The following is a 20,410-nucleotide window of genomic DNA, read 5'->3' as shown; positions in this document are numbered from 1 at the left end:
ATGAAAGCGGATTCATAAAGGCGATGAATCACGCGGCAGGTCGTCACGATAATGAAGGGGGATTTCATATGGATACGGCAGAGCATGTGCTGAGTAAAAGTTATGTCTCCAAAACACGAGTTGGGGTGTTGGCCGTCAGCACCATGGGGATGGCGTCGTTAGCGATTACGCCTTCCTATGCGGCGATTGCGAAGTTCTTCACGCTGGGCAATACCAGTGTGCAGATGCTGACGTCGTTACCGAATTTATTCATGATGTTAGCGGGATTATTGATCGGGCGGTTAACGGCTACCAAGATCAAGCTTAAAACGCTAACGATTAGTGCCATTATTCTGGTGGTCATTGGGGGCTTCTTGCCACTGGCCTTCCATACCAGTTTTGCCTTTCTGCTCTTCTGTTCTTGCCTGGTCGGTCTCGGTCAGGGGGCTTGTACGAACCTGTCGCAAGTGTTGATCTCCCAGATGTTACCGGAAGACTTGCGGCAATCCACGATGGGACTGTCCACGACGTTTACGAACATCGGGGGCATCGTCTTTATCATGGGGGGTGGCCAATTAGCCGCCACGAATACCTGGATTAACAATTATTGGATTTATATTTTTTCGTTGGTCGTGTTAGTGGTTGTCTTGGCGCTGGTCCCCTTACACCCACAAGCTGTGACGGGGGATGCGGAAAACGCGAGTGGCAAGATTAAGCTGAACAAGTATGTCTTCTACTGTGCCATCTGGGCGTTCTTCACCATGTTATTGAATAACGTCTTGAATAACAACATTTCGTTGTTCGTGGTACAAGAAAAGTTGGGCGCCACCTCGCAGGCCGCGCTGACCTCCACCATCTCGTTAGTTGGGGGGATGCTGTGCGGGTTCATCGTCGGCGGGATCGGGAAACGTTTCAAGTATTCGTCGATTGCCCTGTCCTTCATTCTCTACGGATTATCGTACTTATTAGTGGGCTTCGGTCATTCGCTGATCATGGCGTTCATCGGGAGTTTCTTAGTCGGGGCGGCCATGAGTATTGCTATGGGGCAATTCCCGTACTTAATCTCGATTGCCGTAGGTCAGAATAGTGTGTCGATGGCCTTAGGGGTCTACGTGGCGATCTACTCCGTGGGTGGGGTGGTGAGTCCGTTTGTGATTAACCCGTTGACCACGGCGGTGGAGAAGATCGGGTTGAACGCCTTCTCCGTCAGTGGGGTGCTGGCGTTACTTCTGGGGGTCATCTGTATCGCCGGAAAGTTCCAGAAGAATTTAGTGGAACATGCACTGGAATAAAAACATGCGGAACCAATTGGTGCCGGTAAAGGTGATTCGTTTGTGGCGGTTTAAACGCGCCGGAAACGGATCATTTTTGGCGTGAAAGGTCGCAATTAACGGCGGGGTGTGCGACGCTAGAGTGAAGCAATCATGAGCGAGGAGTGATCAAGATGAATTACAACTTAATGCCGGTGAAGTACTTTGTGGACGTGGTGCAAACCAGGGGCTTCATCTCGGCGGCCAAGAAGAATTACGTCTCCGAAACGGCGGTCAGCGCGGCGATTAGTAAGCTGGAACGGGAACTGGGGCACCGCCTGTTGAACCGAACCGCGGGGCAGTTTGCTCTAACGCCGGTGGGCGAAGAATTCTATCGCCGGGCCGTGGATATTCTAAACGCCTATAACGAAATTTGGCGCCATCCGGACGAGCATCCGGATCAGTTACTCCGCATCCACTTCTTACAGGGGTTAGGTGACGACGCTGCCCAGTTTGCCAATGCCTTGCCGGCCCAGACCCGGACGGTCTTTGATGAAGAGTTGTTCGATCATAGCATTCGCCGGTTGATCACGGGCAATTACGACATTCTCGTGGGGTTTCGCCTAGCCTTTATCAATAATCCGAAGGTCAAGATCTTTCCGTTACACCCGGTTAGCTTCGACCTGCTGTTCAACCAGGATGCCGTGACGAGTCATCAGGGTGACCTGCAACAATTAGCCGCGGACTCGGCCTTCTATCTCCAATACTGGCAATCCACGGGAATTTCGGACATTCAAAGAGCAATGCTGGACGCCTATCAACGCGAGGGATGGGATTATCGCCAGATTGTGGGCGTGAATAGTTTTGCGGCGGCCTGTCTCAACGTGAACTTCAAGGGTGGGGTCACCATGGTACCCGCAACCTTCCAGATTCCCGATAATTGTGATTCGATACACAGATATTCGCCGCAACATTTAGACCAGGCCTTTGAGGTGGTAGTTGCCGTTAGTTCCGCTGCATCTAAGGATTTACAGAAGATGATTACCCGCGCGATAAGCTGAAGTTATGGGCGATAAGTTTTATGTGTTAGCCATTACTTGTGAAACGATTTACAATTTAATTGTAGATAAATCATCACTGTTGAAAGGGTGAATGCCAAAATGAAAACGTTATCAACAGAAGTCGTGATTGTGGGTTCGGGTTCGGCAGGTATCTCGGCGGGGTTTGAACTTTATCAACAAAAAACGCCCTTCGTTCTCTTGGAACGCGGTGACAAAGTTGGGGGCGCCGGGAAGTTCGGGGCCCACGGGGTCTTTGCCATTGATTCCAAACAGCAGCGAGCCCAGGGCGTCACGTACGGGTATCAAGAGGCGTTTCAGGGGTTCACGGACTATAACCACTATTTTGTGAACGGGGAGCTGCTTTCCCGCTTCTTGAAGGCCTCCGGGAAAAACATCGACCGGTTGGCCGAGATGGGATTACCCGTCACGGTGGAACAAAGTGAACAACGCGCGCACCTCAATGATCCCTTGGTCTATCACAAGTTCAATAACTTTAAAGAAAAGATGACGAACTGGGACCAGCTGCCGGCGAAGTTCGAAGCGGCGGGAAACCGGGTATTGCTGGAGACGGCCGCGGTCGATCTCGACTATGACCAGGGACTCAAGGCCGTCATCGTTGAAGACGCGCAGGGTAACCGCACCCGGATTAACGCCCAGAAGGTGATCTTCGCGGACGGTGGGTACTGTGGGGATGCCCAGATGATGGCGGAAAAGTATGCCGACGCCGCGGAGTTCCTGAACCTGGGTGAACGCAAGGCCGACGGGACGGGAATTAAGCTGGCCCAGAAGCTGGGTGCCGATACCACGCATAACCCGGTACTTTTTGCTCACGGGTGCGCGCCGAGTCGCCAGATTAACCCAATGCGCCGGGACAGTAGCGTGGAAACGTTGACGAACTTACCGTTGTTGTGGCTGGATCAGACGGCTAACCGTTTTGTGAACGAAGACGTCGTGTATGATTTCGCCATGTGGGCCAATGCCGCCCACAACGTCCAGGGGAAGTATTACGTACTCCTGGATCAGGCTACGCTGGATCACTTTAAGACCCGCGAAGTCCCGATGGAAGATACGTTCGAACGGCAATTCTGTGAAGTCGGCGAGACCCCCCGGACCACGGTCGGGCCGTTACCAGGGATTCAAGAAGATTTTGACCAAGCCATTGCGTCCGGTGAAGTGGTGAAGGCGGATACGATTGCCGAACTGGCCACGGCCTTAAAGTTGCCGTTAGCGGCATTGCAACGGAGCCTTAAAGTGTACAACCAGGCCGTCACCACTCAGCAGGATGAAGTGTTCTTGAAGCCCAGTGATGAGTTACAGTTTACGGTGCAGACGGGACCGTACTACGCGATTGTGGAACACTGTGCGATCTTGGGCACGCTTGACGGGGTGAACGTGAACCGGAATTGCGAACCCCTCAGGGCGGATGGGTCGCCGATCAAGGACTTGTACGTCGTCGGGAACAACGTCAACGGGCTTTATTCAGATGGTTACCCGAGTTATGAAGGAATCGCTAACGGGTTTGCCTTTGTTTCCGGCTGGATTGCGGCCCAGGAAGCGGTCAAGGCACTCGCACAACAGAAAGTGGAGGCGTAACACAATGTTAAAAGGAAAAGTTGCCATGGTGACGGGCGCGGCCCAGGGGATTGGGTTCGCGATTAGTGAAGAATTTGCCAAGCAGAATGCGGACGTGGTGTTAACCGACTATAACCCGAAGGTCGTTGAGGTGGCGCAGGACTTAGCCCAAAAATACGATGGTCGAATCAGTGGGTTAGTCATGAACGTGATGGATAACGACAGTATTCAAGCGGGCTTAGACCAGATTATGAGCTCGTTGGGACGGCTCGATTACGTGGTCAACAACGCGGGGGGCGGGGTCCTCAAACCCTTTGCGGAACTCACGGATGATGACTTTGATCAGACGATTAACCTGGATTTACGGGGGACGTTCCAGTGCATGCGAGCCGAACTCAAGCTGTTCTTGAAGCAGGGTCAGGGTTCCATCGTGAACACCGGGGCCCTGGGCAGTGTCTACAATCCTGGGGGCATGGGCGCGTATAACGCCGCCAAGAACGGCATTATGGGGATGACCCAGGCGGCCGCGGTCGACTATGCGGATCAAAACATCCGGGTCAACTGTGTGGCGCCGGGCTTAACCAAGACGCCGTTAAACGATGGGGGCTTCCTGGATAAGATTCTGCCGACGGTGCCGATGAAGCGCTACGAAACGGCGGCCGAAGTGGCCAAACTCTTTGTCTTTGTGGCTAGCCAGGCCACGTTCATGACGGGCCAAACCATCTTGAGTGATGGTGGGGTCTCCGTCGGTTTAAAGTAGGTGAATGCGATGTTTCCTCAACAAAAACAATATGACGTGGTTATCGTGGGTGGCGGCCTCGCCGGCTTAGTCGCGGCCGTCACGGCACGGGAACAAAAACTGACCACACTGGTCTTAGAAAAGGGACGCACCATGGGCGGCGACGGCAACTACGTCGAAGGCGCTATGGGCGTGGACAGTTACCTGCAGAAGCAGGCCAACATTCAGATTGATCCCACCGAACTCTTGCGAGACGAATTGGCCTATTCGCACTACGAGGCCAGTGCGCCGCATTTACGGCAGTTCATCAAGGCTAGTGGTCAAATTATCGATTGGCTGCACAGCTTAGGCGTGGCCTTCAGTCAGGTTGGCCCTCAAGGCAAGAGTTGGCCCACCATTCATACGTTTGCGGGCGGCGGCCATGCGGCGGTCACCAAGCTATACCAGGTGGCCCGCGCGGCCGGAGCGGAGTTTGTCACCAGTATGAGCGCCCAGAAGTTGCTGCTCACCGACGGGCACATTGCCGGGGTAGTCATCAAGAACGAGGCGACGGGACAGACGCGGGACCTGCACACCGCGCACGTGATTCTTGCCACGGGGGGTTACGTCGATAACCCCGAATTGATTAAGCAGCGAACCCCATTCTCGCGGCGACTGCTGTCGGTAAGTGACGGCAAGTCCACCGGTGACGGGATGCAACTAGCCTGGGGCGTGGGGGCCCAACATTATCAGATGGGGGCCATTCAGTATGGTGGGGGTGCGATCTATGACCGGGTCCAACCACCGTACGTTCACATGGCATCACAAGTGGCCGCGGCTGCAACGCAGGAAGCCATTCTCTGGGTCAACGAACGGGGTGAACGCTTTACCAACGAAGACGTGAACGACAATATGTGTCACGCGGGGAGCGCCATTCTGACCCAGTCACGGGTCTTCTCAATCTTAGACCAGGCGGCCGTGGATCACCTGACCAACGTCGGACTGTATAAAGAAGTGGGGAATTCCCCGGTTTCACCGGAGAAATTTGACCACCTGCAGACCGAGTTGGACCAGACCTTGGCCAGCCACGCGAAGTATCTGGTGCAAGCGGATAGTTTGGATGAGTTAGCCCAGAAGTTAACCCTCGACCAGTTACCACAAACGGTGGCTCGGTACAACGAGCTAACTGCGGCGGGAACCGATCGCGATTTCGGGAAACAAGCGGCCTACCTCACGCCGGTAACGACGGGACCCTTCTACGCGGTAGAATTGGGTGTCGGTATGGCTTGTGCGCTAGGCGGCCTGCGGGTGGATGAAACGAATGCGGTCCTCAACGACTACGGTTACCCCGTACCGGGACTTTACGCGGCCGGCAACGATGCGGCCGGGATGTTAGTCGGTGATACTTACGCGGTCACGTTACCGGGAAGTACGGCGGGCTACGCGGCCTTTTCGGGACGTAATGCGGTGCTAAGCTTGAGTCGCGAGAATTTAGCAACGGCGGTTGATTAAGACTGTGAAATTAAAATCGGTCTGTAAAAATCTTTGGATTTTTACAGACCGATTATTTTTGCGCTAAATTAGTGTTTATTACGATTCATTGACGGGGATGGTTGTCTAAAAATTACTTAACTGGGGGGTTAGATATCCGGCTGATTGGAATGGTTAGTTTGTGCAAGCTAGGGTTGGATGATTGGATATTATCTTGAAAGAGCTGGCGATACTCACTGGGGGTAATACCAGTTTCTTTTTTAAACAGGCGATAGAAATATTTGATGTTGGTAAAACCGAAGTATAACGCAACTTGTTTGACGGACATAGTTGTGCGAATTAAAAGATCTTTAGCACCGGAGATTTTTAAAAAATGAATGTATTTTATCGCCGTAATGTGCTCGTTTTTTCTGAATAAACTTGTGAGATACTCGGGCGTGATCTCAAATTTTTGGGCAATTTTAGAAATAACGAGTCGTTCATGGATGTGATCTGTAATGTAACGTTCGATCTTCTCAAAATGAGAATCGGATTGTGAAGTCGGAGAGTTTGAGATTTGTTGGATTTTACGAATAAATTGTTTACTTAAGGTGATGAGCAGCAGGTTAAAACTATAATTTAGTTCTTGGCGATAGAGCTCAGTATTAGTATCATCATTGTTTTGAAACCAACGGGTTAGTAGCTGAATATCTGTTTGGGTGTTGATGTGTCCCTCAAAAGAGAGGGTGAATCCTTGGAAATTTGGACCATAATTTTGAGGAAATATGTTTTGGTCAATAGAAATTCCATCCTGATTTTTGGCAAAAACAAAGATACTTAGATGGCCATTTATCTTAAATACGGTGTCGTTTTCGTTCATAAAGATTCTCCAAGAAGTGGCAGGAATGATTAATTCTTGAGCATTAAATGTTAGAGCGACGCTGTCTTCGGCGGTAATAAACAGCCCACAATAATTTTTAGGAAGAAAAAAGCTTGATTTTTGGAACGTTTGTTGAGAGTAATTCTTTAAGTGTATCAAGTGGTGGTTCTGAATATGAATAAACAAGTTCCTCATCTCCCTAAAATCAAAAATCTTAGATTAGTGCACCTTATATCAGAAACAGTAGTTGGCACATTTTTTGTAATCGCTTACAATGAATTTGCGCATTGAGTTAGTTAGCTAACATTTTTTATTCTACTACATCTAGAAGCTATTTCAGGAAAGAGGAACATCATTTTGAAAAAATTTGGTGATTATATTAGCCATCGTGTCTACCAAAAGCGAAAGATTAACTTTTGGACATCTGTAGGTTATGGTGTCAGCGACATGGTCGGTGGTGGCGGTCAGACGATTATCGGGGCTTGGCTACTCTTCTTCTACACGTCGTATTGTAATCTGAGCGCTACTCAGGGTGCGCTAATCGTGGCGATTGGGAAGATTGTGTCCGGGACTTGTGGCATGTTAATGGGTGGTTGGACCGACAACTTTTATCGGACGAAGATTGGACGTCGCTTTGGACGCCGGCATTCGTTTATGTACTTTGGCGCACCACTCCTATTAACCTTTACCCCCATGTGGGTCGGCGGGATGAACTTTTGGTATTATTTGATCATTTATTGTGTATTTGATGCCGTTTCGACTATCTCTATCCCGTATGAAACGTTACCGACCGAAATGACCAAAGATTATGACGAACGGACTAAAATTTCAACGGCACGGATGTTTTTCTCAGCTAGTGCGACTTTCTTTGGAACCTTCTTGCCAGGGCAATTGTTCCGGATTATGGGGACTAAATCGCCAATGCCGTTCTTCATTAACGGTTTAATTTTTGGGATCTTATTCGTTGTTGCATACTATATCTCAGCCTTTAGTACCTGGGAACACCCAGTTTCTGAAATTGCGGTCGGCGATATTCATGAAAAGAGAAGTGCTGGCCAAGCTTTGGCTCAGGATTTCCGAGCATATATTTCAACCCTTAAGATTAAGAGCTTCCGTCAACATTTATACATTTATCTGTTGTCCTTTACGGGTAAGGATGTTTACAACACTGTGTTTACATACTTCTGTGTTTACGTTTTGGGAATTGGCGCCACAGTAGCCGCTAACCTGCTCTCCTTATCAATCGTTGGGGTTGTTACGACGTTGATTGGTGGCTGGTTGATGGTTAAATTTGGACCACGTTTTCTGTATATTTTGGCGTATGGTTTGATGCTATTAATGTACGGCGGGTACTTTACCGTTGTTCACAGTCAACCGTCTAATTTGGTAATGTGGCTGTTCATTATCTCATTTGTTTACCAAATTGGTCGTTCATTGCTCGAATTTACGCCATGGAACGTTTATCCGTTTATTTCAGACGTTGATGAGTTAGTTTCAGGGCATAATCGTGCGGGTGTGTTCGCTTCTGTTATTAGTTTGACGCGGAACTCAACAGCCGCTATTGCAACCGTATTAGTAGGGATGTTCTTGGATGCTAACGGGTTTGTAAAGAATGCATCAAGTGAACCGATCCATGTTCAAAATGCCATTATGCAGGCAATTTTCATTGGTGCTGGTGGGTTGATTTTGCTGGCCTTATTAGTGGCCTTGACGTTCAAGCTTAACAGACATACGCATAAAGTTATCGTGGATGAAGTTGCACGGTTACGTGCTGGCGGGTCTAAGCGTGATGCAACGGAGGAAACTAAGCAGATTACTAAACAAGTAACTGGTTACGATTACTCTCGAGTTTGGCCAGAAAGTCCAGAAACTGTAAATCCACCAATTACTTTAAAGATTGATCAGAATAAATAATGTAAGCATCAGATTCTAAAAGATGGGAGCGACTGATTAAAATGGCAATGTTCTTTACTGCAGAGAAAATCCATGCGCGGGTTCGCGAACTAGAACCGTACCGTTATCAGAATCGGCATGCCATGACCGGATGGGAAATGTCGATGGATGATCAGCATGGGCAATTGAAATATCCGCCCAAAGAAGCACAATATGCACCGGTGAGTCCAGGGTATAAATGGGACAAGTTTAACGAATATGCTTGGTTAAAAACTAGGGTTCAAATTCCAAATACTCAGAAGATGGTACTCCTGTTTAACTTTGGTCTCCCTGGTAATTTAAACCAAACGGGATTTGAAGGGTTACTCTTTGTGGACGGTCATCCCTTACAAGGATTGGATTCGAACCATGAAGAAGTTTTAGTTCCTGACAAATTTTTAGGAAAAACCGTTCAATTAGATATTAAACTCTGGACCGGTATGTACGGCCGACACGGTAATCGCGAAAAGCCAATTATCCATGAGTTTAAGTACGCAGATATTGCACAGCTTGATCCGGCAACGGATGATTTATATTTCTCAATGAGAAATATGATCGATACGGTTGACATTCTTTCTGAGGATTCAGCAAATCGCTATAAAATGTTAAATGTTTTGGATCAGGCAGCCCAATTATTGGACTGGCAGGAACCGGGGTCCGAGGAATTCTATGCATCGATTAAAAATGCTGACAAGTTAGTTAAAGACTACCTTGATCATACGGTTAAAAATACGGCCGTTACGGTAACGGCCCTGGGACACACGCATATCGACTTAGCTTGGCTATGGCAGTTAAAGCATACGCGAGAAAAAGCGGCTCGTTCGTTTGCGACCGTTTTGCAGATGATGGATAACTATCCGGATTATGTTTTCCTGCACACAACGCCACAATTGTATGCTTACATCAAACAAGATTACCCAGAAATTTTTGCCAAAATTAAGCAACGGGTGGCAGAAGGCCGCTGGGAAATTGATGGCGGTATGTGGGTCGAAGCGGATTGTAATATTCCATCCGGTGAATCGCTGGTTCGCCAGATTATGTTTGGAACCCGCTTCATTCAAAAGGAATTTAATAAGCGACCGCATTATCTTTGGTTACCAGATGTCTTTGGTTACTCGTGGGCTTTGCCACAAATCTTGCGAAAATCAGGATTAGATACATTCATGACCACTAAGATTAGCTGGAATGAATACAATCGGATGCCTAACGATACGTTTGAATGGAAAGGAATCGATGGTAGTGAGATCTTAACCCATTTCATTACAACTCCAGACGCTGGCAAGATGAAAGATAACCCAGATTCTTGGTTCTATACTTACAATGGTGAAATGACACCTTCCTCTGTTAAGGGTGTTTATAATGCGTATAGTAATAAAGAACTTAATAGCCAACTGTTATTAGCTTATGGGTATGGTGACGGCGGTGGTGGTGTTAACCGTGACATGCTGGAAAGCCGTCGACGTTTAGACAAGATTCCTGGATTACCTCAGGTTAAGACAGATACCGGGAAGAACTTCTTTGATCAATTACACCGTACGGTCAATGAGGCACAAAAGACCCAATATATTCCAACCTGGGATGGCGAGCTTTATCTTGAATTCCATCGAGGAACTTATACTAGCCACGCTTATATGAAGAAGATGAATCGCCGACTGGAAATGAAGTTTCGGCAACTGGAATATGACGCCGTCCTAAATCAGTTAGCTAATCAGCAGCAATACCCACAAGAGTCGTTGAATGCTGGGTGGACCATTCTGCTGCGTAATCAATTCCACGATATTATTCCGGGTTCAGCAATTCATGAGGTTTATGAAGATTGCCATAAGGATTATGCGCAAGCCTTAAGCATCGCTAAGAAGGTTAAGGCAGTGGTATGCCAGCCGGACAGTGCTAAGAATAAGTTTACGATTCTTAATAACCAGGGTTGGACCCGTCAAGAAGATGTGTTGGTTCCGGTTACGGCATCGGGAACGTTCACGGATAGTGACGGTAAAGAATTAACCGCTCAAAAAGTTGACAATGGGTACGTCTTGACAACACCCGTAATCCCCGCTACTGGAAGCACAGTGGTGACCTTTCATGAAGGTAAGTCGGTTGAACGACAAGAGCCAAATGTGGCAACCATTGATGGTCGGCAATTGCAGACGCCATTCTATATTTTGGCGTGGAATGCGTCAGGGCAGTTAACTAGAGTTTATGATCGTCAGGCTAAGCGAGAGATTCTAACGAGTGAAGGATTAGGAAATACTCTCGAAGTTTATGAAGATAAACCACGAGATTATGATGCATGGAATATTGATTTGTATTATTACCAAAAGAAGCAAATTTTGAAAGCGGATACAGCAGGAATTGTCGAAAATACGCCTTCACGGGTAGTTATCAAATTTAGTTATCACTATCTACATTCGTCGATCGACCAAGACATGATTTTGTACAAAAACTCACGGCGAATTGACTTTAAGACCAAGCTGAATTGGCAAGATCATCAAAAGTTATTGAAGGCTGGATTTACGACTGATGTACGCTCGACGGAAGCCCGTTATCAAATTCAATTTGGTAACTTAAAGAGAACGACCACTTGGAATAACAGTTGGGATTGGGCGAAGTTTGAAACGGTCGGTCACCAATGGGCTGATCTATCTGAACAAAACTATGGCGTGGCCTTGTTGAACGATTCTAAGTATGGTTATGCCATTAAAGGGAATCGACTATCAATTACGTTACTTAAGAGTGCGATTAGTCCAGACCCGGAAGCTGACATTGGTCAACATGAGTTCACGTACAGCCTCTTGCCGCATGAAGGCAACTTTGTAGAGGGTAGCGTTGAAGAAAATGCTTGGGCGCTAAACAGTCCCTTACAAGTGGTGCCTGGAGAAGAATTTGTTCGTCAGCCAAGCTTGTTTGAAACCCCAGCTGGACAAGTTTTGAATATCGACGCGGTTAAAAAAGCCGAAGATAGTGATCATGTTATCGTGAGATTCCATGATCATACAGGAGGCCACCGGGTAATTAAGCTAGCACCAACGTTTGAATGTTCAGGTTGGCGAGAAGTGAACCTGCTAGAGGAATCATCAAATGATGAGGATTGGCATGATGGACCAGTTGAACTGACGGTAAAGCCTTATGAAATTAAGACTCTGGAATTTAGAAAGTAATACTAGGAAGTGACGGTATGTTAGTTGGGAGCATTGAAGCGGGTGGTACAAAGTTTGTTTGTGCAGTAGGCGATACTGAATATAACATTATTGATAGCCATCATTTCGCAACAACTAGCCCAGATAGTACGCTATCAAAAGTGATTGATTATTTTCGCCAGTTTAAAATTAGTGCCCTGGGTGTGGCGTCTTTCGGACCACTAGATCTTGATCGGCAGAGCCCTAATTTTGGCTCCATTATGGCATCGCCAAAGTTAGATTGGCGTAACATCCCAATCTATGAAATTTTAAAAAAGCAGTTACAAGTTCCAATATTCCTAACCACGGATGTTAACGGATCCGCATATGGCGAATATATTGTTGGTCGGCTACGTGGGCAGCAATTAAATTCATTAGTTTACTACACCGTAGGGACAGGGGTTGGCGCTGGCGTTATTTATAATGGAAAGTTCATTGGCGATCTAGGACATCCTGAAATGGGACACGTTTTTGTTAAACGTCACCCAAAGGATCGAGATTTTACCGGTGTTTGCCATTACCATCATGATTGCTTAGAAGGCCTCGTGTCAGGACCGACTTTTGAGGTCCGTTTGGGTAAACGGGGTGAGAATGTATCATTAAACGATCCGGTTTGGGATGTTATGGCCTATTATATGGCGCAAGCCTTGATTCAAACGACGATGACGTTAAGGCCTAGTAAGTTTGTTTTGGGTGGAAGCGTTCTCAATGATACCTTTATCCAAAAAATCCGTGATCAATATAAAAAACTTATTAATGATTATATTTCATTACCACCGTTGGAAAGCTATATTGTGCGGCCACTGGTAGAAAACAATGGGTCAGCGACAATTGGAAATTTTGCATTAGCGCTAAACCAGATTCAGAAAGATAAAAATTAAGTATGTTGTCATGTAAAGAAGGTAGTATAGATGCAGGAGCCACTTTTCTTAAGGCCAGTTTTCCATCAAAAGTTATGGGGAGGCCGGCAATTAGAGCGTGATTTTGATTACGATCTACCTGCAGGAGATATTGGAGAGTGTTGGGTCATCTCTGGCCATCCGCATGGGCCTAATCAGATTGCTAACGGGGTGTATAAAGGACAGCTTTTGTCCGATATATATATTACTCAACCGGAACTATTTGGACACCCCCAAATGAAACGGTTTCCGTTGTTAACCAAGATCTTAGATGCCGAAGCACCCCTATCTGTTCAGGTACATCCAGGGGATGAATATGCGGCAGCTAATGCGCATGATTTAGGCAAAACAGAGTGCTGGTATGTTATTCATGCGGAACCAGGAGCGTATTTGATTTACGGGCATCATGCGCAAACCAAGGCGCAATTGACAGAAATGGTACAAAAGGGCGATTGGGAACATTTACTGAGAAAACAACCGGTCAAGTCTGGAGATTTCGTTTATGTTCCCAGTGGGACGATTCATGCGCTTACAGCAGGAATAGAAGTTTTGGAAACACAACAAAGCTCGGACACGACCTATCGCTTATACGATTGGGATCGAGTTGATCAAGTAACGGGTAAGAAGAGAGCACTGCATATTCAGCAATCGTTGGATGTCATTACAGTTCCTTTTCAGCAGCCTAACTTACATCAAGATTCAGTTCAATGTGGGAAATCAACCATTACAGAGCTAGTGGGGCCACCACAATCGCGTTACTTCTCAGTCTTTAAAAATGACATTAATGATACGGTAAAGTATGATGATCGCCGAGGTCCGTATATGCTGTTTTCTGTCATTCGTGGTCAAGGAACGTTAACGGTAGCTGGTAAACACTATTCTTTGGTCAAGGGCCAACACTTTATCATTCCACACGATGTGTCAACGTGGGAGATTAGTGGTCAGATGCTGTTAATTTCTTCGACGCCGAGTGCTAAAAATTATTAGTGAGATGAGGAGTGGATGGTTAAAGCCGATGGGTTTTAATCACCCACTTTTTTTATAAGGAGGGGCTAGATTGGATGCAAAGATTTCGTGGTTAGATGACCCAACGGTTTTCCAAGTGAACGAGGTGCCGGCGCATAGTGACCATTTGTTTTATGCTAGTAATTCTGAGACTCAGAGTAGTTTGGTGGCTAGTTTAAATGGATCATGGTTATTTCATTATGCGGATAATCCAATGGAACGACTGAAGACTTTTTATCAGCCCAATTATGAAATGACACATTTTAATCAAATTAAGGTACCCGAGCATATTGAGATGGCCGGGTATGATCAGAATCAATATACTAACATTGCTTACCCATGGTCAGGAAAGATTCGTCGTTTTTATGGTTCTAAAGATGACCTGAAGCAATCCTTTTCTAAGGGGAAAGATAACGCGGTTGGTCAGTATATAAAGAAATTTAATCTCACACCCAATTTTATCGGCAAGAAGGTCCACATTATCTTCTGGGGAGCTGAACGTGCAATGTATGTTTGGTTAAACGGCCATTTTGTGGGGTACGCCGAAGATAGCTTTGCACCGCATGAGTTTGATTTAACGCCGTATCTAAAGCCACACGATAATCGGCTGGCGGTAGAAGTATTTAAATTTAGTACGGCGGCCTACTTAGAAGACCAAGATATGTTCCGCTTCTTTGGCCTTTTCCGGAACGTCGAATTAGTCGCATGGCCAGAAACTCATGTGAACGATCTATACTTACATCCGGAAGTTAGCAAAAATCAGGCGCAGTTAACTTGCGACTTGAAAATTAAGGGAAAGCTAACGGGGGCCACCTTAGCAGCCGCTCTTTATGATCCTACTCACCAGTTGATTGCCACGCAGCGGATACCAATCAATCAAGAGGAGTTGAGGATTGACTTTGGCCAATTGGCTGCCGTAAGTTTGTGGTGTAACCATCACCCTGAACTCTATAGGGTTGTTTTCCAAATAATTAATTCAAATCAACAGATTGAAGAAGTTGTCCCGTATGACTTCGGGTTTTGTCAGATTGAAATTGACTCACAGAATATTTTACGGTTAAACCAGCATAGGCTAGTAATTAACGGCGTAAATCGGCATGAATGGGATGCAGATAGTGGGCGAGTCGTTACATTAAAGGATATGGAGAGTGACATGCAAACGTTGCTCGAAAATCATATTAATGCAGTCCGAACCTGTCATTATATTGATCAGACGGCGTGGTATTCGTTATGTGATCGTTCTGGGATTTACGTCATGGCAGAAAACAATTTGGAGACTCACGGAACCTGGGTAGGCGGACATCCAGAGAAAAATTTACCTGGATCACAGCCCCTTTGGCGGGACATGGCATTAAACCGTGCCCGAGCGAATTTTGAACTTCTTAAAAACCATGTGTCTATTTTGATGTGGTCGTTAGGAAACGAATCGTACGCTGGGGATAATTTGATGTTATTGGACCGTTATTATCATGAGCATGATTCACGGCGGTTAGTGCACTATGAAGGTGTCAGTCGTAATCCAGCTTATCGTACACAAATCTCGGATTTTGAAAGTGGGATGTATATGTCTCCAGACAAGGCCGAGAAATACTTGCAGTCACGTCCAGATAAACCTTTGATTTTTTGCGAATATATGCACTCAATGGGCAATTCAGTGGGGGGACTGGCGCAGTATGCTAATCTGGTTCAAAAGTACCCCCAAGATTGTGGTGGCTTTATTTGGGATTTTATTGATCAAGCGTTGTATGTAAAGGATGAAGTGACTGGTAATAGGGTGTTACGGTACGGTGGAGATTTTGACGATCACCATAATGATGGTGCTTTCTCGGGGGATGGGTTGATGTTTGCTAACCGGATTCCCAAACCTGCTATGCAAGAAGTTAGTCATTATTACCAACAGCTAGATCAGTTGAATGGTATTTGAGACCTTAAGTCGGCTAAGGATTTCGTTAAGAGTATTGGTAACTGAGTGCATATTAAAAGAGGTACCGTTTGGGCGGTACCTCTTTAATACTAGCTATTAAAAATCATTTTCATCGTCGGCATCCGGATAATCGTAGTGGAGAACAACCTTGATGGCTTCCTTGTCGGCCATAGCTTGGAACCCTTCTTGCCAGTGAGACAAGCCCAGACGGTGGGTAATCATTGGTTCAACTTTAATCTTTCCGGCTTGTAATAAGCGAATAGCGTTACGCCAAGTGGTTGAATCATAAGCCATGTGACCAATGATACTGATATTCCATTCCGTGATTCGGTTGATAGGGTAGTTAAATGGTTTGAATCCCATCCCGACCCGGACAATTTCTGCGTTTGGCCGAACCATTTCAATGGCCTGCTTCAAAGCAATGCTTGCCCCGGAGCATTCAATAACCAACCCTAATTCATCTTTACCACAAATTTCCTGGCAACGAGCCACCACGTCTTCTTTGGAGGCGTTGATGGTGTGCGTTGCACCTAAAGTTTTGGCAATACCGAAGCGGGTCTTAGCATCCGCATCCATCCCGACTAGGACAATGTTGTTAGCTCCCATGTTGTGCGCAATCTGCACTGAGAATAAGCCCAGTGGACCGGCACCAAAGACGACCACATCTTCCCCAGGAAGTAAGTGGGATTGCTGAGCAACGGCACGGTAAGCGTTACAAATTGGATCTAGGCAGGAAGCTTCTTCGTATTTAACGTTATCGGGAATTTCCCATAGTGCATGTTTGTGGATGCGGAGAATTTCACCGGGGACGAGGACGTACTTAGAAAAGCCACCGCCCCAAGGGTTATTATCAAGCCCTAAGTTAACTTTGTGAACACAATCAAAGAAGTCTCCCTTTTCGCAGGCGCGGCAGTAGCCACAAACGTGGCCACTATTATCAGAAACGACTCTTTGACCGACGTGCCAATCGGTTACTTGATCACCGACCTTAACGATCTGACCAGAAAATTCGTGGCCACGAACTGAGTTGAACTCGTCCGAACCGTTCTCCACTTTGTAGTGCTTCATATCCGCACCACAGATCGTAGCAGCCTTGACCCGGAGTAAAACATCTTCAGGTCCCACTTCAGGAACTGGGGTATCGATCATCTTGTAGCCACCAAATTCTTTACCATAACGTGCTAAGGCTTTCATGTGTAAGGACTCCTTTTAATTAAGTAATTTTTTATAAAAATGTTTATGTGTTAATTAGCTGATTGTTCTTGAACCTCGCCAATCTCTTCAACGGATTGGTTACGTGATTCAATTCCTAGAAACATAATGACAACGGCAACGATTAAGGATGTTGCACCTAACATAATAAATACACCGGTAACACCTACGTTATCTAAGCAATAGGCAACACCATAAGGTGCCACAATCCCACTAATTCTCCCGACAGCGTTAGCTAATCCCGATCCGCGAACCTTGGCTGCAGTTGGCCAAATTTCCGGAACGTAAACGGCCGATGCGAAACAAACGTACATGTAAACCAGGATGATTAAAAAGAACCCAACAACGGAAATCATCATCAATGACGTTTGCAGCGAGTAGAAATAACCGAGAATGGCAATCACGATTAGTAGGCTCGACCCGAGAACTTTACGAGGGATTTTATCGATAATAAAAGTTGTGATGAAGATACCGATTGGCGCACCAAACATATTCATCGTGTTTAAAAAGACAGAGTCCTTTAAATTGATTCCTTTTGCTAAGAAGATAGTGGGTAACCAATTAATCAGGGTATATTGGACGACGTTCATGGCAATGAGAACAGCAGAACCTAGAATTACCCGTTTTAACAAGGCGCCATGGAAAAGTGCGGAGTAAGGGAGTGTTGAAGGTTGTTCCTCATCGTGTGAAACTTCCTGAATGGCAGGAAGTGATTGTTTAGTTGATTGCTCAGTATCGGCTTCAATTTTATCCAAGATTTTATTGGCTTCGTCATACTTACCCTGAGTTTCTAGCCATCTTGGTGATTCTGGAAACGCTTTCAAAACAAGGAAGAAAACTAGAGCTGCTAAGATGGCAGGGATAAGTAATTGAACTCGCCAATTCATATTTGGCGAAAGTAGAGGGGCGATGGCCATGGCAATTAACGAACATACTGGATAAGACCAATTTCCAATAAAGGATACCCTGGAGGACCAGGTGCCACGATTTCTTGAAGGAACGTATTCCGTGTAGGCGGCGAAAAGAGTGGTGATTAACGCCCCTAAAGCGAAGCCCATAAAGAAACGCAGGATGATTAAAAAGGTCATATTAGGTGACATCGCGCCAATAATCATGGAAATGACATGTAAGGCAACGAAAAGCATGTAACTCTTTCGGCGGCCTATGCGATCCGCGATTATCCCACCAAGGAGTGCACCTAAGAACATTCCGGCAGTGTTAATCGCGGTAAAAGTAGCGCTAATACTGTTGGTTGTCCAGCCAATTCTTGATAGTTGAGCCAAAATCAGGCCACCGATTGCGTTACTCCAGTTCACCAGTAAGCCAATTGCGACAATTCCGAAAATCTTCCAGTGAAATTTACTCGTTGGTAGTCGGTCTAGTCGAGGACCGGCATTAGGGAATTGTTTATTGTTCATCGAACCTCCTCCTAACCACAAATAGGATTTTTATTAATTTGTATGCAGGTAGCTATCCGCAATTTCAATATAGCACCAAAACAAAAATTTGTGAAATGTTTTTTAATTTGATTTGATGTTAATGAGCGAAAATCTACTTATACAGGCGTTTTCAGAATCACAATCAAAAAAATATTGTAAAATTAGCCCTAGAAAGTTTGTGAATTTTTAAGTTATCGGTCGATAGATTAAAATTATAAATATACTTAAAATGAATTATTATACTTAATTATCCGATTTTTTTGAATACTAAATGTATTTAAATTAAATTAGAGGTAAATAGGCGTTATTTTACTTATCTATCGTTCGATAGGTCAAACCAGAACGTTGCGGTAAATTGGCTTGTGAACGGTTGATTTATGTTTATTTGACGTGTAAATTTAAAGTATAGAAAACGTTTACAAAACTGGAATGGCGGTGTTTTAATTGCGTAATAATTTGAACAAGCTAGATCAATTGCCAATTTCAAAATGGCACTGGGAAGTATTTTTTATGTTGGGGATGGGTCTGCAGTGTAATGGTTTTTTAAATTCCGTTGGCAGTTCTGTTTTAGCTGACTTGGTAAAAATAGGCTGGTCTAATAATTATTTAAATGCCTTTTTCTCCTCAGCAATGATGTTAGGATTTTTTATTGGCTCGTTAGTTGGCGGGATTTTAGGCGATAAGATTGGCCGTAAAAAGGCCTATGAAATTTGTATTTTAACGTTTGGAAGTTTTGCGTTTTTAGCAGCACTGGTTCCGAATATGTGGACTCTGATTATTTGTCGGTGCCTAATGGGTATTGGTATGGGCGCAGGAATTGTCATCGGGTATGGGACCTTTACGGAGTTAATGCCGGCTAAAGTTCGGGGGAAATGGTCAGCAAGAATTTCGTTCTTAGGAAATCTATCGCCAGTTATCGCGACAATTGCGGCCTATTTAATGATTCCGTATCTTGGTTGGAGAACCGTGTTTATTGTGGGTGGCTGTGCCGCGTTTATTATTTTATATTTTGTACATAAGTATCTCTGTGAGTCGCCACGCTGGTGTATGACGAATAATCAAGTCGCTAAAGGGAACGCGATTATTGATGATGTTGTTGCTGGTATTGAAAAGTCTCAAAATAGAAAATTACATTTCAAACCAGCGACGACCGATGAAGGTCTGGTTCAACCAACAAAGTCGAAGCTAAAGGTCGGTAGCTTTTTTCATGGGGATTTAGGAAGACGGTTGTTGGTCTCTTCCGTTACGCTAATTGCGATGGATTTATCGTTATACACCATCACGGTTTGGATTCCCACTATCTTTGTAAATAACGGGTTTGATATTAGTAAGTCATTGTTGATGACTATGCTGGTTATGCTGGGGGCACCTTGTGGTGCTTATTTTTCAACGCTCATTATTGATAAGTTCCCTCGGAAGTGGTTTGGCGTCACTTTAATACTGGGCATTGCCGTTTTGGGTTATGTTTATTCAATTCAAAGAACGGATCTTGGGATAGTTCTGATTGGTGTGGGTCTAACGTTTATCTTGTATATTTATAATGCCTTTTCCTCTGCGGTTTACGCACCTGAAGTTTGGCCCACTGAAACCAAGATGCGAGGTCTCGGAATTGCGGATGCGATTGGGCGGATTGTTGCAATTCTGACACCGTATTTAATCGCATGGTTGTTAACTGATTTTGGACAGGTAGTGGTCTTTGTGGTAATCGGATCTTTATTAGTCGTTTGTGCGGTAATTTTAAGTATTTACGGTTTTGAAACTCGGGATGTATCGGTTGAAGAAATTGGCAATATGTTTAAATCGAAGTCTCAAAATAGTGTTGAAAAAAGCTGTAAGTTATCAACTAAAGCGTCTGAAAAGGAATTGAACTTTAAAGTATAATGATCTAAAAATACG

At 45.5% G+C, this 20,410-nt stretch carries 14 protein-coding genes; 11 read left to right on the top strand and 3 right to left on the bottom strand.

The features are described 5' to 3' along the window. The first annotated feature begins 68 nt into the window (after positions 1-68). From RI501_RS00155 to RI501_RS00135, 5 genes are all read left to right on the top strand, one after another. On the top strand, positions 69-1,271 hold the full coding sequence (locus RI501_RS00155) for an MFS transporter (protein ID WP_313819792.1): 1,203 nt from the start codon (positions 69-71) through the stop codon (positions 1,269-1,271). 152 nt (positions 1,272-1,423) lie between these two features. After that, positions 1,424-2,290: a LysR family transcriptional regulator gene (locus RI501_RS00150; protein ID WP_313819791.1), complete on the top strand. Its 867-nt coding sequence runs from the start codon at positions 1,424-1,426 to the stop codon at positions 2,288-2,290. Positions 2,291-2,389: 99 nt separating this feature from the next. Further along, positions 2,390-3,883 carry an FAD-dependent oxidoreductase gene (locus RI501_RS00145; RefSeq protein WP_313819790.1) on the top strand — a complete coding sequence of 498 codons (1,494 nt, stop codon included), beginning with the start codon at positions 2,390-2,392 and terminating at the stop codon, positions 3,881-3,883. 4 nt (positions 3,884-3,887) lie between these two features. Then, a complete protein-coding gene (locus tag RI501_RS00140) occupies positions 3,888-4,622 on the top strand; it encodes an SDR family NAD(P)-dependent oxidoreductase (RefSeq protein WP_313819789.1) in 735 nt (244 codons plus the stop codon). A gap of 9 nt (positions 4,623-4,631) precedes the next feature. Further along, positions 4,632-6,092, top strand: a complete 1,461-nt coding sequence (locus RI501_RS00135) for an FAD-dependent oxidoreductase (protein ID WP_313819788.1) — start codon at positions 4,632-4,634, stop codon at positions 6,090-6,092. 112 nt (positions 6,093-6,204) lie between these two features. Here the strand turns inward: RI501_RS00135 and RI501_RS00130 are convergent, their stop codons facing one another. Continuing rightward, on the bottom strand, positions 6,205-7,116 hold the full coding sequence (locus RI501_RS00130; protein WP_313819787.1) for a helix-turn-helix transcriptional regulator: 912 nt from the start codon (positions 7,114-7,116) through the stop codon (positions 6,205-6,207). Between the two features lie 171 nt (positions 7,117-7,287). Here RI501_RS00130 and RI501_RS00125 point away from each other — a divergent pair, with 171 nt between their 5' ends. From RI501_RS00125 to RI501_RS00105, 5 genes are all read left to right on the top strand, one after another. Next, on the top strand, positions 7,288-8,844 hold the full coding sequence (locus RI501_RS00125; protein WP_313819786.1) for an MFS transporter: 1,557 nt from the start codon (positions 7,288-7,290) through the stop codon (positions 8,842-8,844). A gap of 41 nt (positions 8,845-8,885) precedes the next feature. Beyond that, positions 8,886-12,017, top strand: coding sequence for an alpha-mannosidase (locus RI501_RS00120; RefSeq protein WP_313819785.1), 3,132 nt, complete (start codon positions 8,886-8,888; stop codon positions 12,015-12,017). A 17-nt stretch (positions 12,018-12,034) separates the two neighbouring features. Further along, positions 12,035-12,916, top strand: coding sequence for an ROK family protein (locus tag RI501_RS00115; protein ID WP_313819784.1), 882 nt, complete (start codon positions 12,035-12,037; stop codon positions 12,914-12,916). 30 nt (positions 12,917-12,946) lie between these two features. After that, on the top strand, positions 12,947-13,921 hold the full coding sequence (gene manA, locus RI501_RS00110; RefSeq protein WP_313819783.1) for a mannose-6-phosphate isomerase, class I: 975 nt from the start codon (positions 12,947-12,949) through the stop codon (positions 13,919-13,921). A 70-nt stretch (positions 13,922-13,991) separates the two neighbouring features. Beyond that, a complete protein-coding gene (locus tag RI501_RS00105) occupies positions 13,992-15,863 on the top strand; it encodes a glycoside hydrolase family 2 TIM barrel-domain containing protein (RefSeq protein WP_313819782.1) in 1,872 nt (623 codons plus the stop codon). 96 nt (positions 15,864-15,959) lie between these two features. Here RI501_RS00105 and RI501_RS00100 read toward each other — a convergent pair whose 3' ends face one another. Both RI501_RS00100 and RI501_RS00095 read right to left on the bottom strand, forming a co-directional pair. Further along, complete coding sequence (locus RI501_RS00100; RefSeq protein WP_313819781.1) at positions 15,960-17,057, bottom strand: zinc-binding dehydrogenase; 1,098 nt, start codon at positions 17,055-17,057, stop codon at positions 15,960-15,962. A gap of 50 nt (positions 17,058-17,107) precedes the next feature. Further along, positions 17,108-18,493: an MFS transporter gene (locus tag RI501_RS00095; protein ID WP_313819780.1), complete on the bottom strand. Its 1,386-nt coding sequence runs from the start codon at positions 18,491-18,493 to the stop codon at positions 17,108-17,110. A gap of 465 nt (positions 18,494-18,958) precedes the next feature. On the opposite strand from RI501_RS00095, the gene RI501_RS00090 reads away from it, so the two are divergent. Next, positions 18,959-20,395 (top strand): MFS transporter, encoded by a 1,437-nt coding sequence (locus RI501_RS00090; RefSeq protein WP_313819779.1) that lies wholly within the window; start codon positions 18,959-18,961, stop codon positions 20,393-20,395. Positions 20,396-20,410: the final 15 nt, after the last annotated feature.

This window comes from Levilactobacillus zymae (genome assembly GCF_032190635.1).
Taxonomy (GTDB): Bacteria; Bacillota; Bacilli; order Lactobacillales; family Lactobacillaceae; genus Levilactobacillus; species Levilactobacillus zymae_A.
The sequence above is the reverse complement of the archived record's forward strand: the minus strand, read 5'-3'. Positions and strand labels throughout refer to the sequence as shown.